The organism is Spirosoma areae, assembly GCF_054781775.1.
The window spans coordinates 30526-46099 of record NZ_BAAGTT010000024.1; the positions used below are offsets into that span (position 1 = coordinate 30526).

The following is a 15574-nucleotide window of genomic DNA, read 5'->3' on the forward strand; positions in this document are numbered from 1 at the left end:
AAAATACAGCAGCTATTTATGCAACAAGCCGTTGGTCATGACCAACGGCTTGTTTGTTTGTTGACAAATTTACGCGTAATCGTTAGGCAAAGAAGGGTGCCACAGCATCCAACACCTGTTGTTTGGTTAGCGGTTCGTCGAAGGATTCGGTAATCATATCCATGGTTATAGGAATTTTAAACGAATTCCCAACCAGTCCACCCAAATTGTTGGTGTTCTCTTCTCCGGCATAATTGGCATTCACAGCGGCAGGAACGCCTGACATCATTGCGGTACCGCCCGTAATCCAGCCCTTCTGACCACGCAGGTAGCGTACATTAGCCGCGTGGGCTGCTTCAGTGGCATGGATCTGTAATGCAACCTCCAGAATAGCTGGTGCATTCATCAGATTTGCTGCCTGGCCTTTATAAGCCCGAACACCGGTGTCTTCAAACGTTTGTGAAACAGCCAAAAACGTTTGGAAATTGCTGAACGTATCGTTAAAGAGTCCTTTCGCTGAGAAATCGAACTTCGGTTCGGGAACGGCCTGTGGACCAATTACCCCTTTTAACAACCGAACGTGTACCTGTTCGTGCCGACGGATCACCTCGAATGCCTCTTTGTACTGAGCCGGAATCATAGTCAGGTTGTTGGCATTATCGTAAAAGCGATACTCCAAATGTTCCAGCGTAAGGGCAAAATTCAGTACATCAATCACATTCTGTGGCAAGGCCTGGCCATATGCTTTAGTAAAAGCAGATGCCATAATGGCTGGTGCTGCAACAGCTATCGTTTTCTTGGTCAGCGAGCTAAATAAGCCCCGACGGGAGACGTGGGCCAGACGATCAAAAATTTCGCCATCCACTTTCTCAATTTCGCTGAATAAGTTCTGTAAGTTCATTGGAGTTAAGTGGTTTATGCTGCCTTTAGGCTGGCTACTAATGCGCTGGCATCAATTGTTTCTAAAATAAATTTCTGTACGATAGGCAACACGAACGTTGGTTCGTAAGCTTTATGCAACCCTGTATCGCTGGTGACGATAGTTGGACCCGCAAACGCATCCGAACGTGGATATTGCAATTCACGGATAATGGAGTGGTGACGAGCTTCAACCGATACAATTTTGCCAGCCACCGTCAAAAGACCACCATCCTTGAAGTACTTACCGGCGCCGTTATAAGCGCCAACACCTGTTAGTTCGAAGTCAGCCGCTGCCTGCATCACTGATCCCTTGTCATTAAAATCAATACCTGCGAAGTTAAATGTCAGGTTAGGTACCTGGCCCCCAACAACTGATCTGAAAAATTCGCGGTGAATAATTTCATGACCGCCAATATCTGTAAAAATTTGTTTTTGTCCCGCAGTCATACCCATGAAAGGTTTGGCCACCACCAGCTCATAGAAAGCGGCTTCAAGTTGTTCCAGCACATAGGCGTAAGCCAATATACCGGTATCACCGGTTGGTAGTTTGACGACGTCGCCAGCAGCACGGGCGCTACCAGTAGGCATAACAGAAGTTTCGTCCGCGTTGGAGCAGGCTGTTAACAGACCACCGGTTACGGCTGCTGCCCCCGCTACTCGCAGAAACGACCGGCGGCTGGCTGCCGCTTCCGACGTCGTTTCGGGTCGATTCGTAACGTTTTTCATTGAGTGAAATAGTTAAGTTATTTAATTTAATGTCAGCTATTTGGCGGCTGAGGTAACGTACATACGCTGTCTAACGGAGAAATAGATTTTACTGTTTACTAAAAAAAGTGTAAATGCAAATCGTTCTGCACTGAATCGCCTGATAGATAGCGTTATAAGCTATTTTTTAATTAAAAAAATGTTGAAAAAACATAATTAATCTCTATGCTAACACACTGACTAATACATTAGTGAACATCGCCTTATCTGGTACCTTTTTTTTGTGCACGCTTAGTTGTCGGCGCGAATTTTACGTTCATAAGGTTTTTCGCTACTTAATCGCTTATTTTTAGTCTACATATCTGAACCCTATACGACAGTAAATTATGCCAGATTTTAGTAATCAGATTGCCTTCATCACGGGCGCCGGGTCAGGCATTGGCCGGGCAACAGCGATGGCCTTTGCCAAACATAAGGCGCGCATTATTGTGGCTGAAATTAACGAAGCATCCGGTCGAGAAACGGTTGAGCAAATCAGGCAGAAGGGTGGCGAAGCGTTATTTATTGCCTGCAATGTTGCCGACCAAGAGCACATTGAAGCCGCCGTTCGGCAAACGGTTGCCATCTATGGTCGATTAGATATTGGCATCAACAATGCCGGTATCGGGGGTAAATATGGGCGGCTGCTCGACCAAACACCGGCGGATTTTGACCAGATGATGGCTGTCAACGTTGGCAGCGTATTTTATGGAATGCAAGCCCAGATCCGGCAGATGCTGATGCAAAATCCGGCGGGAGGCAAAATCGTAAACGTATCGAGTATTGCCGGTGTTCGGGGTATGCCGATGGGCGCCCCATACAGCGCATCAAAACATGCCGTAATTGGCCTGACAAAAACAGCCGCCTTAGAGTATGTTCGCCAGAACATTCGCATCAACGCCATTTGTCCGGTCTATACGCATTCGACAATGGTCGATGAGTTAATCAATACGGCTCCTGCTATGGAGGAGCGGATGCGCCGGTTGATTCCGATGGGCAGATTTGGCCAGCCCGAAGAAATTGCTCAGGCAATTCTGTGGCTCTGTTCTGACGAAAACAGCTTCTGTACGGGTCAGGCGCTTCAGATGGATGGCGGAATGACAGCAGGGTGAGCCTATAATTTTCGGTTGGCCAGTTCCTCTATCGGGGCCGGAACTTCGGGTTCGCCCCTAAAAAACGCACCTTTTTTTCCTTGCGTCAACGCCCAGCGGTGCAGCCACGATATGCCTCCTTTACCAACGTATTGGTCTTTGGAACGATAGGCGTTATCGGTCAGGGCTTCCTTTAAGGAAACAAAGGCATACCCGCGTTGCTTTAGCCTTGCCAGGAGTTTATGAAGAAAATCCGCGTTGATGGCGTTGGCATGTATGAGTAGCGTGTGCGAAATCGGCCGCCCGAAAAGTGAATCGCTTTGAGCTTCGTAATACACAATGCAATCGTTCATGTAGCTTACATAACGGTCGCCCACGCTGGCTGAAAGGGCCGTGTCGCCCAATAAAAGAGCGTTGTCATAAGCCCGCGAAAACACCCAATCCGAATTGTCGACCGTAACGGGAGCTTCCTGATAGCCCTGCTGCTGTAGAAAGGCTTCCAGCGAATCTTTTTTGGCCTGCGTATTGCCTTTATGGAGGTACGGATGCCTGAAATAGCGGAAAAGGTTGCCCCGTTGCTGCACAAAGTTTTTCACGGCAAGTTCGCCCGCCAGCACATCCGCTTTCAACTCCCCGAAGGAGACAACACTGTAATCTTTGTGGGCAGATGTGTGGTTACCCAGTTCCAGACCGGCGTTTAACCACTTGGTTAACAAGGCGAACTGAGCCGAATCGGGTTGGCCATTTGTTTGTAATAAATTGCCGATAACGAACCCAATAGCCGGAACCTGATAGGCTTTGCAGTGCGAAAGGAGTTGTTGCGTGATGTGTAAACGACCGGCGGCTGTAGCGTAATAGCGCGACGACGTTGGCAAGTCGTCGATGGTAATGGCTATTTTTTTCTGAGCGAGCGCGGTCGTCAGTAGCAGAGACAGGAAAACGACCAGGCGCATCATCCGTAGTGTTGGTTAAGAACTATAATTAGTTAGCCATTCTTCTTCTTTTGCCCGCATGTGCGCGGCCTGTTCATCCGTTTTGTCGCCATAACCGCAGAGGTGGAGCAGTCCGTGCGCCAGTACCCGACGCATTTCCTGTTCTGCCGATATGTTTACCTGGATTGCATTGTCGGCTACGCGCTCAACGCTGACGAAAATATCCCCCTCGATTTTTCCCTCCGTTTCGCTCTGGTCGAATGTGATAATGTCGGTATAATAGTCGTGCTGAAGGTAATCCCGATTGACTTCCAGCACGTATTCGTCGGAGCAGAAAATATAATTTAACTCACCCACGGCGTAACCTTCCTGCGCGGCCTGCTGTTTAAGCCACTGGCGAAGAGCTTGCTTTTGCGGAAGTTTGTAGGGTACGTCTTCGTTGAAAAACCGAATCATCTACTCGTTTTTACGGACAAATATACACGATGAAAGCCGCCCTGCTTGCCGAAACCCATAAACCTGTTCAACTTATCGACGCGCCCATGCCTGTTGCCGGACCGGGTCAGGTGCTACTAAAAGTGGAAGCTGCTGCCCTGAATCACCGCGATATATTTATTCAGCAGGGCTTATATCCAGGCATTAAATTGCCTGCTATTTTAGGTTCTGATGGAGCCGGCGTTGTGGCTGATGTTGGCGAAGGTGTTGACCCTGTATGGCGAGGTCAGGCTGTTGTTATCAATCCTGCCTTGCATTGGGGAAATAATCCGAAGTTTTACGGTTCCGACTTCCGAATTCTGGGCATGCCTGACAACGGCACGTTTGCCGAGTATATAGCCATTGATGCGACAAATATCTACCACAAACCCGCTCACCTATCGTTTGAGCAGGCGGCTGCCCTGCCGTTGGTTGGGCTGACGGTCTGGCGGGCACTCGTAACACGCGCGGGTTTACACACAGGTGGCACACCCGAAAAAGTATTGATTACGGGCATTGGCGGAGGGGCTGCTTTAGTGGCTTTGCAAATTGCTGTTGCCGCCGGTTCTGAGGTATGGGTAACGTCGGGTTCGGATGATAAAGTAGCAAAGGCAATGGAATTAGGCGCGACGGGTGGTGTTAACTACCGGGAGCCTGACTGGCATAAAACACTGATGGCCCGGACCGGGGCCGGACGACCTGGCTATTTCGATGTGATTATCGACAGTGCAGGCGGACCAGGCTTTGCCAGGCTGATTGATCTGGCCGCACCCGGTGGCCGTATTGCCTTCTTTGGCGGTACGACGGGTACGATCACCGACATCAGCCCGCCGAAAGTATTTTTCAAACAACTTTCCATTTTCGGCTCGACGATGGGTACCGAAAAAGAATTTGCCAGCCTGATGACCTTCGTTGCCGATAACCAGCTTGTACCTGTTATAGACGAAATTTTACCATTGACCAGCATCGAGCAGGCTATGCAACGAATGGACGCTGGCAAGCAGTTTGGTAAGATTATACTTAAGATTGCCTAAAACTATGTCTATAGTTGTAATTTTTTCATTTATCCAGTTAATTTTAGGATAATTAGTTGCTTACCTTAAAGTTATCCACAATCGGTTTGTGGATAAGTAGGTACTTACGCACATTTTCTCGTTTGATGGTATCAGCGTGTGACTCATTTCAGTTGACCCTGCTACCTTTGTTACTATGCCTACAGCAACACAGCAGGTAACAGACACCTTGGCAAAGCGATTAACCGCTTATCGGCAAAACGGTCTGTTGCGCCAACTCAATACAGCAGATGAGTTGGTTGATTTCTGCTCGAACGACTATCTGGGGTTTGCCCGTTCGGCTGCACTCAAAGCGAGCATTCAACGGGCCGATAGTGACAGGATCACCCTACGCACCGGCGCAACTGGTTCCCGGCTTCTGGCTGGTCAGACACAACTTGCCGATGCTGTGGAACAGGAACTGTCTCTGTTTTATAAAACAGAGTCGGCTTTGATCTTCAACTCAGGGTACGATGCCAATCTTGGTCTTCTGGCCTGTTTGCCGAAAGCGGGTGACACCCTCCTCACGGATGAGCTGGTTCATGCCAGCATGATTGACGGCGCCCGGTTGAGTTACGCCAGTCGGTATCGGTTTCAGCACAATGATCTGAGCGATTTAGAAACCAAATTACAGGAAGCAGCCAACAGAAACAGCGGGCAAATTTTTGTGGGTGTCGAGTCGGTTTATTCAATGGATGGCGATGTTGCGCCCTTAGCCGAACTGGCCGACCTCTGCGAACGCTTCGGCGCGGCTCTGCTGGTCGATGAAGCGCATGCAACGGGGTTGTATGGCCCGAAGGGGGAAGGCTTAGTGGTGGCTCTGAATTTGCAGGATCGGGTACTGGCCCGCGTGCATACCTTTGGCAAAGGGTTGGGCGTTCATGGCGCGGCTGTTGCTGGCCCGGCCATACTGCGTCAATACCTCATCAATTTTGCCCGTCCGTTCATTTATACGACTGCCCTGCCACCCCATATCCTGCTGGCCATTCGCTGCGCCCACGAACATATGCAGGCACAGCCCGAGGCCCGGCGACGGCTTTATGAACAGCTTGCCTACTTTCGTCTACAGCGCGAGGAACGTTTGCCCAATACCCACTGGACCGATAGCGAGTCGCCCATTCAATGCCTGATTATAGCGGGCAACGAACAGGCGCGTTATGTGGCTGCTCAAGCGCAGCGAACAGGCCTGGATGTACGGGCCATCCTTAGTCCAACGGTTCCGGCGGGGCAGGAGCGTCTACGGCTGTGTATTCATGCGTTTAACACAACCGACGAAATAGACCAGTTGGTCAGCATTTTGCAGATTGCTTTAGCCAGCCGACTCAGCGTATGAATCAGCATCGACTGCCCATCCAACTAATTGTGGCCGGAATCGGTACCGAAGTGGGTAAAACCATTGCATCGGCGGTGTTGGTCGAAGCGTTGCAGGCTGACTACTGGAAGCCCGTGCAGTCGGGTGCATTGGAGGACTCCGATACAAATACAGTACGCCAACTTGTGAGCAATCGAACGTCGGTTTTCCACCCGGAAGCTTACCGACTGAAACAGCCGCTTTCGCCCCACGCAGCGGCTGAATTGGAAGGGGTTGTGATTGAACTGGAAAAACTGACGTTGCCACAAACAGCCAATTCATTAGTCGTTGAACTGGCTGGCGGGCTTATGGTGCCGCTGAATCAGAATGACCTGAACATCGACCTGGTGCAGCAACTGAAGCTGCCGGTCGTGCTGGTATCACGCAATTACTTAGGCAGTATTAACCACACGTTGTTGTCCGTCGAAGCATGCCGCAGCCGGAATATTCAACTTGCGGGTCTGTTGTTTAACGGGCCGACCGTTCCAGCAACAGAGACGTTAATCTTAAACTATACGGGTCTGCCCTGCCTTGGCCGAATAGGGCAGGAGGAGAGTATCACAAAGGAAGTGATTCGAAAATACACGCAACTTATAGACCTAAAAAGTTTCTGAAACCGCTCCGGCGGCCCGGCTTTTAGGTCTTGTCATCTACCAGGCCTCAACTAAATCATCAAATCGCTCTAAGAGAAATTTCGATGTAGGGCCAACATGCCCGTCGCCAATGGTGAGGTCGCCAATTTGGGTAATGGGCAGCACTTTTTTGGTCGAGCTGGTAGTAAAAGCTTCGTCGGCATCGTAGAGTTCAGAAAGCAAAACGGGCCGTTCTTCCACCTGAAAATCGCTTTGGGCTAACTGCAGTATGGTTCTGCGGGTAATACCGTGCAAAATATGCCGGTCTGGGGTGATTAAGCGCGCGCTCTTCACAATAAAGAAATTGCTTCGGCTCAGTTCACTGATTTCCCCACCTTTCTGGTACAGCAAATCTGATGCTCTGGCGGACCGAATGGCCTGGGCCATTAAAATAACGCGCTTGTAATCCGTGCTCTTTACTTCGGCCATTTCCCGGACATATTCATCCAGAATGACCTTTATACCCTGTTCATACTGAATTGGCGGCACAGGGTGAATGGGTTCGGTTAAAATGAGCAGGTTCGGTTTTTCGATGCTGATGCTATCGGCCGAGTAGCCACCTGTTAAGACAAACCGGAAACCTACGTCACCCAGCCCCCCCGACTCGGCGTGCCGCTCCACCAACGCCATCACAATCGCATGGACTTCGTCTTTACCAAGTGGTAGTGACAGGTGCATGCGCGAGGCCGAGTTCTGAAAACGTTCCCAATACCAGTCCCACTGAAACGGTTTGCCGTTATAGGTCAGGAAATAATCGAAAAGGCCGTAACCCCGCAACAGGCCGAGGTCCATGACGCCGACGGCAAGCTGGTCGACGGGGGCACTGGTGCCGTTGAAATAGCCGTAGTACATGAAAAAAATGATTTTGCCTGACTCAAAGATACAGAAAAGAGACTCGATGCCCGATACGGAGCAAACGCTTACCCCAAATCTTTAACGACCAATTGCACCGTGTTGCGACTTTTCTGCTCCAGCAATAACCGCTTGTTTACCAGAACGCGGTCAATTGTGCTCTGGTCGTAATAGCGAATCGTGATAAGTTCCAGCCCATCGTTGTAACTAACCCGAAAATCCTGTTTTAACTGAACCAGCAAAGCAGGTACACGGTCGGGATTATTGTCGACCACTACCGAAAAACTGATGGCGGTATTTTGCATCAGGTTGATTTTTACCCCCGCCTGCGAAAAACGGCCGAAAATCCGGCTTAGGTTATCCTCCGCAATAAACGAAAAATCGTTAGGGCGAAGCGAAATCAGTACCTGATTTATCTTGAAGATAAACGACGGTATCAGGAGGGATTGTTCATAATTGCCAATGGCCGTTCCGGGCGCATCAGGTTGCAAAAACGATCGAACATACAGCGGTATGCCTTTGTTTTGGAGGGGCTTGATCGTTTTTGGGTGAATTACCGTCGCCCCGTAATAAGCCAGTTCAATGGCATCCTGATACGTTATTTTCTTTAAGAGCACAGTGTCATCAAACCATTTTGGGTCGGCATTCAGTACGCCCGGTACGTCTTTCCAGATGGTAACGCCTTCGGCATTGAGACAATAGGCAAAAATAGCGGCTGTATAATCGGAGCCTTCGCGCCCAAGCGTTGTTGTGCGCTGATCCGGGCGATCTGTCGTAACGGCCTGACCAATAAACCCCTGCGTTATTTTTACCCCTGTTTCCGTCACGGCAAGGCTGATCCGTCGGTTCGTTTCGTCCCAGTCAACCCGGCCTTCGCGAAATGTGGCGTCGGTGCAGATCAACTCGCGGGCATCGAGCCAGTGAACGGGTAAGCCGGTTTGCTGTAAATAGGCCGCAATAATTTGCGTCGACAAGATCTCCCCCAGCGAAACGACTTGGTCATAAATTTCATCGTAAGAGCCCGTTGGCGGTTGCTCCAGATAGCTTTCAAGATAGGCAATCGTCCGCTGTACCTGGTCGAAGTTGCCGGTTAAGTCAGCCATGATACCCGCATGGTAGGCTGTTATGGTTGCCAGTGTTTCCTGAACGGCATTGACTTGCTGGTTTACATAAGCCCGGACAAGCGTCTCCAGCGCATTCGTCGTTTTCCCCATGGCCGACACAACAACCACGGCATTCTGGCCCTGAACCTGAACAATTTGGGCCATATTCCGAACACCAGCCGCATCTCTAACCGAGGCACCCCCAAACTTGAAAACGTGCATAATCACTAAAAAATAGACAGGATTACAGGATTAACAGGGTTTATCCGGATGATAATCCTGCAATTCTATAATCCTGTCAGAAACAGAAAATTAAACAGGGATGGCCCGTCCTGTAAATAGCAATTCACGAACAGCATCAGCAATGCCCGCCGGATCAAATCCACATTCGCGGTGAAGTTCGATTTGTTCGCCGTGTTCAATTACCGCATCGGGGATGCCGAGTCGTTTGACACGAGCCAAATAGCCATGATTAGCCATAAATTCCAGCACGGCACTGCCAAACCCACCCATCACACAGCCGTCCTCAACGGTCAGAATGCGGTCAAACCGGCTGAAAATCTGGTGAAGTAATACCTCATCGAGGGGCTTCACATAGCGCATATCAAAATGAGCAGGCCGGATGCCTTCTTTTGTCAATAGCGCTGTAGCCTGAACAGCATAATTACCAATATGACCAATGGTTAGAATGGCTACTTCCTGCCCATCAGCAATCATGCGGCCTTTGCCAATCTCCTGCTTTTCAAATGGCGTTTGCCAGTTGGGCATTACACCCTCACCGCGTGGGTAGCGAATCGTGAATGCCTGTTTGCCATGCTGTACCTCATCTGACTGAGCGGTGAACATCATGTTTCGCAGTTCCTGCTCATTCATGGGCGCGGCCACAATCATGTTTGGAATGCAGCGCATGTAGGCCAAATCGTAAGCGCCATGATGGGTAGGTCCATCGGCGCCGGCAAAGCCCGCCCGGTCGAGGCAAAAAATAACGGGAAGTTCCTGAATACAAACGTCATGAATGACCTGATCATAGGCCCGCTGCATGAACGTTGAATAAATGTTACAGAAAACAACTTCGCCCTGCGTGGCCATCCCGGCAGAGAACGTTACCGCATGTTGCTCAGCAATACCCACATCGAAGGCCCGTTTTGGCATTGCCTTCATCATGATATTCATTGACGAGCCAGAGGGCATGGCGGGGGTAACGCCCACGATGCGGGCATTTTGCCTGGCCAGCTCAACCAACGTATTGCCAAATACATCCTGATACTTTGGTGGCTGAGGTGTATCATAAATCTTTTTCTGAATGACTCCCGTCACTTTATCGAACAAACCAGGCGCATGCCATTTGGTCTGGTCTTTTTCTGCGGGAGCATATCCTTTTCCTTTTACGGTTAGAATATGCAGCAACTTGGGACCCGGAATGTGTTTAAGGTCGTCTAAAACACTAACTAAATGGTCGATGTCATGCCCATCGATGGGGCCAAAGTAGCGCAGATGCAACGATTCAAATAAGTTGCTCTGCTCCAGCAATGAACTTTTAATGCCCGACTGCACCTGTGATACCAGGTCCTGGGCGGTCTTGCCCAGTTTATCCATCTTACCGAGCAAATTCCAGACTTCGTCTTTAACTTTATTATACGTTTGCGAGGTAGTAATATCGGTCAGGTATTCGCGCAGAGCACCCACGTTGGGGTCGATGCTCATGCAGTTGTCGTTCAGCACAATGAGCAGGTTGCTGTCCGTTGCACCGGCATGATTCATGCCTTCAAAGGCTTCGCCGGCAGTCATGGCTCCATCGCCGATAACCGCAATGTGATTGCGCCGTGTATTACCCTGTAATTGTGAGGCTACAGCCATACCTAAAGCCGCCGAGATTGACGTGGATGAATGCCCAACGCCAAAAGCATCGTAAGTACTTTCTTTTCGTTTCGGAAACCCCGACAGGCCTTTGTAGAAACGATTGGTATGAAACTGCTCCCGCCGACCGGTCAGAATTTTGTGACCGTAAGCCTGATGACCCACGTCCCAAACTAATTGATCATCGGGCGTATTGAAAACGTAATGCAGGGCAACGGTCAATTCAACAACGCCGAGGCTGGCACCGAAGTGACCCCCATACACGGAAACATCGTCAATAATAAACTGACGTAATTCGTCGGCAACCTGAGGCAGGAAAGATTTATCGAGTTTACGAAGATCGTCGGGGGTATTGATGGTGGCCAGTAGACTGCCAGGGGTAATCAGCATGGTGGTAGCAGATAAACGTATGTCTTACAACATACGTATAGACTACAATGTTCTATAGGTGTAATGCCTGTTCAATAAAGCAACGAAGCTACTATATTTTTTACTAATTATAAAAAATCTAAGTCTCTGGGCGTCCGTATATATACGTGGGCACCAGAGACTTAGATTTTACAGGGAATTCGCGTTGCTGATAAGGTGGCCCACCAACGCCTTAAACGTGGTTTTTAACACATGAATGGGTCGCTGCATGACCATCCAGGAGTTTATCAGTTCCGCTGACTGGCCCGGAAAAGTTTTTGTTTTTCTTCGCGGGTCAGACTCTCGTAGCCTGATCGCGAGATTTTATCCAGAATCATATCTACTTCGTCCTGATCGGGCGTAGATATGGACGACGAGGAACCCGTTGTGGATGCATATGAACTGGCTTGTGTATTGGCACTGCTCCGCTGCCGGTACGAGACTTTAACGGCGGGTTTAGGCTTCAGTAAATTGCTCCAGCCATCGGCTATCCAGTAGATGGGCCGCCCTAAATCCGTACCGTTCTGCAATAACTTGACATAGAAAAATCCCATGACTGCACCGCCGATGTGGGCCAGATTACCGCCTGCATTTGTGCCAGCCGTCTGAGCTATCGACAAAATGATAAAGAAGAAGACAATGTATTTGATGCGTACCGGGCCAAAAAACAAGAGATGAAACGTGTAGTTTGGCAATAAAGTAGCTGCACCAACGGCTACAGAAAAGGCGGCTGCCGATGCCCCCAGCAACCGGGCCGTTTCGACCTGATTATGAAAGTACGGAACCAGATTATAAACGATTAAATAAAGCAGGCCTCCTGCCAGGCCGCCCATAATATAGAGACCAATTAATCGGCGGTTGCCCAGATACTCATCAATTAACCGGCCAAACCAGTACAAAAACAGCATGTTGTAGAGAATGTGAAAAATCTCATCATGCGCGAAGAAATACGTGAGCAGTGTCCAGGGTTTACGTAAAAAGGCGTTAATACCACCGGGCAGCATGAGCTGCTCCCGCATGAAATGATAAATGCCTGTTTCCTCGGCCATTGTCAGGCTTACTTTAGCCAGCAACAGCACCAGAAAGACGACTGTATTAATAAGAATTAACTGCACCAACGTGTTGTTGGGCTTATTGAATTCGCTTCGAAAATCCTCGAACAACCCGCTCATCACTAATAAAACGTTTTTCGTTGGGAACCCCAGTATTTCACCAGTATGTATGCAAACAACATGCCGCCTATATGGGCGAAATGAGCAACGTTGTCGGCCTGCGCTTGATAAACACCCGAGTAAAGCTCAAAGGCTCCGTAGAAGATAACGAGGTATTTTGCTTTAATCGGTATAGGTGGGAACAATAAAAACAGTTGAGTGTTCGGAAATAATAGCCCGAACCCCATTATCACCCCAAAAATCGCACCAGAAGCACCTACCATGGGTTGATCGACCTGATTCACCCCAATCTTATTGACAATAGCCAGGCTATCCTGGATGTTTTTGCTATCGTCTGGATAGCTTTTAAACTTGTCGATAAATGGCACTAATTGATCATAATAAGAACCCGCATGTTGATCGATAAAGACCGAAAACGTTTCGTAGCCGGGATCAGTCTTATACGTCTGAACTGCCTGATATACGTCTCGCATTTCAAAATAGTTTATGCCTGAGAATAATAACGCAGCTCCTAAGCCGGTGAAAAAGTAAAAGAACGTAAATCGGCGAGGGCCCCAGAATCGTTCCAGCATCGGTCCAAAAACGACTAAGCCGATCATGTTGCTGAACAGGTGGTTGAATCCACCATGCAGAAACATGTGCGTAAGTAGCTGAATTGGGTTAAACGCATCCGATAAAAATGAGTGCAGCCCAAACCGCTCAATAACAGCTTCATTCGTTACCAAAAATACTAATACATTGATTACTAACAGAACGCGAACTACCGGCGAAAGATTAAACATCCTGATGTACAATTTATGCTAATAAACGCAATTATCAGCGAAAAAGTCCTGTAATTTTATCCAACGTCAGAACAACCGTTACTGGTTCACCAGCAGGCGTATAACTGGGATTGCTTGAGGCAAATAGTTGATTTACCAGTGCCCTGCGTTCTGGCAGGCCTAAACGCGTCGCATGCCGCATTGCCGCCCGCCGGGCCAGCGACCTCGCCATCGACTCAATCTTATCTAATTTTAACCGTCCCGTATCGGCCCTCAATTGCGCCAGCAAGTTTGCAAATAATTCTTCTTCATTTTCGCCCATCGTTAAGGTGGGGATGCCGCGTATAACAAAGGTATTCGCGCCCAATTCATCGAATTCAAACCCCAGATTAATCAGGTCGCTGCGTAGGTCGAGCGCCAGTTGAAAATCAATGGGCATCAGCGTAATTGTTTTAGGAAACAACAACTGCTGCGAGGCACCATTCTTGGTCGTAAGTGCGGTGTGGAACTGGTCATACAGAATTCGCTCATACGCCCGACGCTGGTCAATCAGTATCATTCCTGACTTAATAGGCGCCAAAAGGTAACGATTCTGCACTTGCAGGATAGTGTCATCATCAACCAGTACAGGCTCATTCTGTTCCTCGGAGTCCGCAGGTACCTGCAACTGATTGGCCCGACTTCCCAGCGTGATTGGTTTATTATCGCCGAAAGGCTCACCGGCAGGTACCGGCTCTTGCTTTGTCGGCCCTAACCAATCGTTTTCTTCATCGGTGTTACCCTTTTGTCTGGAGAGGTTATCCGCCCCGGCAGCGCCCTCCTGCAGGGTTTGCCAGTTGTTTACTGATGGCTTTGGCAAACTGGTAAAACTGCTTCCGGCAGCATTGTCTAACGCATTGTTTCGCACCGCACCTCGTTCATTGACCGGTGTTGCGCCACCCCATGCCCATGAGGGCGTAACGGGCCGAGCCACTGGATTTGGTTCGGTTGCCGGTTTTGAGGCTACGGGCCGCCGAGTGCCGGAAAGAAAATTAACATCCGATTCAAAATCAAGCGACGGGGAAAGGTTATAAAGGCCAACGGCTTTCCGCACAGCCGCCATCATAATAGCATAAACGGAGCGTTCATCGTCAAATTTTATCTCGGTTTTAGTAGGGTGAATATTAATGTCGATATGCGACGGGTCAATGTCGATAAACAGCACATAAAATGGGTGGCTGCCCTCGGGCAGGGTGCCTTCGTAAGCGCCCACTACGGCATGATGCAGGTAGTTATGTTTGATGTATCGGTTATTGACAAAGAAAAACTGTTCATTTCGGGCCTTTTTCGCCGACTCTGGCTTGCCGATGTACCCATGCACGGTCACGTAAGGCGTTTGCTCGTCGCAGAAATTCAACTGTTCGCGATAACTCTTGCCAAACATGTCGACAATTCGGCGGCTGAGTTTTCCGGCAGGCAGGTTATAGATCTCCTGGTCGTTATGAAACAATGAAAACGCTACTTCGGGATTGGCCAGTGACACCCGCTGAAATTCGTCAAGGATATGGCGCATCTCCACCGAATTGGATTTGAGGAAGTTGCGCCGGGCGGGCACATTGAAGAAGAGATTTTTAATGAGCAGGTTTGTTCCCGGCAGACACGAAATGGACTCCTGCGCCTTGATGTCGGACCCTTCAATTCGAATCAGTGTACCTAACTCTTCTTCGGCCCGGCGGGTCCGCATTTCGATTTGAGCCACAGCCGCAATAGAGGCTAATGCCTCGCCCCGGAAGCCCATCGTGCGGATACGAAATAAATCGTCGGACGAACGGATTTTAGAGGTAGCGTGGCGTTCAAAACTCATGCGGGCGTCGGTCTCGGTCATGCCAACGCCATCATCCACAATCTGAATCAGGTTACGACCCGCTTCCCGGATGATGACCTGTACGGATTTCGCTTTGGCATCGACTGAGTTTTCGAGTAACTCTTTCACCACCGACGCAGGCCGCTGCACCACCTCCCCGGCTGCAATCTGGTTCGCTATTGAGTCGGGCAGTAGCTGAATAACATTTAACATAGTGAAGAAAATCTCCCGGCACGGCTGTTTACTGTGACGTACAAGATACAAAAATAACAGGCAGGCGCGTCTTATAATTCAGATAAAATAGAGAAGAGTTCCCTGTTCCTGGGTTCACGTTTCAGGGTCAACGTTATCGAATCTGAAACGTGAACCCAGGAACAGAGAACAATAAAAAAGCCGCAAGTC

The 15574-nt window shown here is 49.3% G+C and carries 14 protein-coding genes; 4 read left to right on the top strand and 10 right to left on the bottom strand.

The annotated features are described in order from the left end of the window. Positions 1 to 82 precede the first annotated feature (82 nt). Together ACYVI1_RS10300 and ACYVI1_RS10305 are read right to left on the bottom strand one after the other, a co-directional pair. On the bottom strand, positions 83 to 880 hold the full coding sequence (locus tag ACYVI1_RS10300) for a ferritin-like domain-containing protein (protein WP_460909568.1): 798 nt from the start codon (positions 878 to 880) through the stop codon (positions 83 to 85). 14 nt (positions 881 to 894) lie between these two features. Beyond that, entirely contained in the window at positions 895 to 1626 is a 732-nt protein-coding gene (locus tag ACYVI1_RS10305) for a ferritin-like domain-containing protein (protein WP_460909570.1), read from the bottom strand. A gap of 365 nt (positions 1627 to 1991) precedes the next feature. Here ACYVI1_RS10305 and ACYVI1_RS10310 point away from each other — a divergent pair, with 365 nt between their 5' ends. Next, entirely contained in the window at positions 1992 to 2756 is a 765-nt protein-coding gene (locus ACYVI1_RS10310; RefSeq protein ID WP_460909573.1) for an SDR family NAD(P)-dependent oxidoreductase, read from the top strand. Positions 2757 to 2758: 2 nt separating this feature from the next. Here ACYVI1_RS10310 and ACYVI1_RS10315 read toward each other — a convergent pair whose 3' ends face one another. Beyond that, positions 2759 to 3691: a polysaccharide deacetylase family protein gene (locus ACYVI1_RS10315; protein WP_460909575.1), complete on the bottom strand. Its 933-nt coding sequence runs from the start codon at positions 3689 to 3691 to the stop codon at positions 2759 to 2761. Between the two features lie 12 nt (positions 3692 to 3703). Continuing rightward, on the bottom strand, positions 3704 to 4123 hold the full coding sequence (gene ybeY, locus ACYVI1_RS10320; RefSeq protein ID WP_460909577.1) for an rRNA maturation RNase YbeY: 420 nt from the start codon (positions 4121 to 4123) through the stop codon (positions 3704 to 3706). Between the two features lie 29 nt (positions 4124 to 4152). On the opposite strand from ybeY, the gene ACYVI1_RS10325 reads away from it, so the two are divergent. The 3 genes from ACYVI1_RS10325 to bioD all read left to right on the top strand — a co-directional run bounded on the left by ACYVI1_RS10325 (position 4153) and on the right by bioD (position 7158). Continuing rightward, positions 4153 to 5175 carry a zinc-binding dehydrogenase gene (locus ACYVI1_RS10325; RefSeq protein ID WP_460909579.1) on the top strand — a complete coding sequence of 341 codons (1023 nt, stop codon included), beginning with the start codon at positions 4153 to 4155 and terminating at the stop codon, positions 5173 to 5175. 175 nt (positions 5176 to 5350) lie between these two features. Then, positions 5351 to 6526 carry an aminotransferase class I/II-fold pyridoxal phosphate-dependent enzyme gene (locus ACYVI1_RS10330; protein WP_460909581.1) on the top strand — a complete coding sequence of 392 codons (1176 nt, stop codon included), beginning with the start codon at positions 5351 to 5353 and terminating at the stop codon, positions 6524 to 6526. Next, positions 6523 to 7158, top strand: a complete 636-nt coding sequence (bioD, locus tag ACYVI1_RS10335) for a dethiobiotin synthase (RefSeq protein ID WP_460909583.1) — start codon at positions 6523 to 6525, stop codon at positions 7156 to 7158. Before ACYVI1_RS10330 ends, bioD begins: the two co-directional genes overlap by 4 nt. A gap of 36 nt (positions 7159 to 7194) precedes the next feature. Here bioD and ACYVI1_RS10340 read toward each other — a convergent pair whose 3' ends face one another. The 6 genes from ACYVI1_RS10340 to mutL all read right to left on the bottom strand — a co-directional run bounded on the left by ACYVI1_RS10340 (position 7195) and on the right by mutL (position 15385). Then, a complete protein-coding gene (locus ACYVI1_RS10340) occupies positions 7195 to 8028 on the bottom strand; it encodes an aminotransferase class IV (RefSeq protein WP_460909585.1) in 834 nt (277 codons plus the stop codon). A gap of 68 nt (positions 8029 to 8096) precedes the next feature. Then, positions 8097 to 9353: an aspartate kinase gene (locus ACYVI1_RS10345; protein ID WP_460909587.1), complete on the bottom strand. Its 1257-nt coding sequence runs from the start codon at positions 9351 to 9353 to the stop codon at positions 8097 to 8099. Between the two features lie 90 nt (positions 9354 to 9443). Further along, positions 9444 to 11378: a 1-deoxy-D-xylulose-5-phosphate synthase gene (gene dxs, locus ACYVI1_RS10350; protein ID WP_460909589.1), complete on the bottom strand. Its 1935-nt coding sequence runs from the start codon at positions 11376 to 11378 to the stop codon at positions 9444 to 9446. A gap of 266 nt (positions 11379 to 11644) precedes the next feature. After that, positions 11645 to 12568, bottom strand: a complete 924-nt coding sequence (locus tag ACYVI1_RS10355) for a rhomboid family intramembrane serine protease (RefSeq protein WP_460909591.1) — start codon at positions 12566 to 12568, stop codon at positions 11645 to 11647. Between the two features lie 2 nt (positions 12569 to 12570). Next, a complete protein-coding gene (locus ACYVI1_RS10360; RefSeq protein WP_460909593.1) occupies positions 12571 to 13350 on the bottom strand; it encodes a rhomboid family intramembrane serine protease in 780 nt (259 codons plus the stop codon). Positions 13351 to 13384: 34 nt separating this feature from the next. Further along, entirely contained in the window at positions 13385 to 15385 is a 2001-nt protein-coding gene (gene mutL, locus ACYVI1_RS10365; RefSeq protein ID WP_460909595.1) for a DNA mismatch repair endonuclease MutL, read from the bottom strand. Between the last annotated feature and the right edge of the window lie 189 nt (positions 15386 to 15574).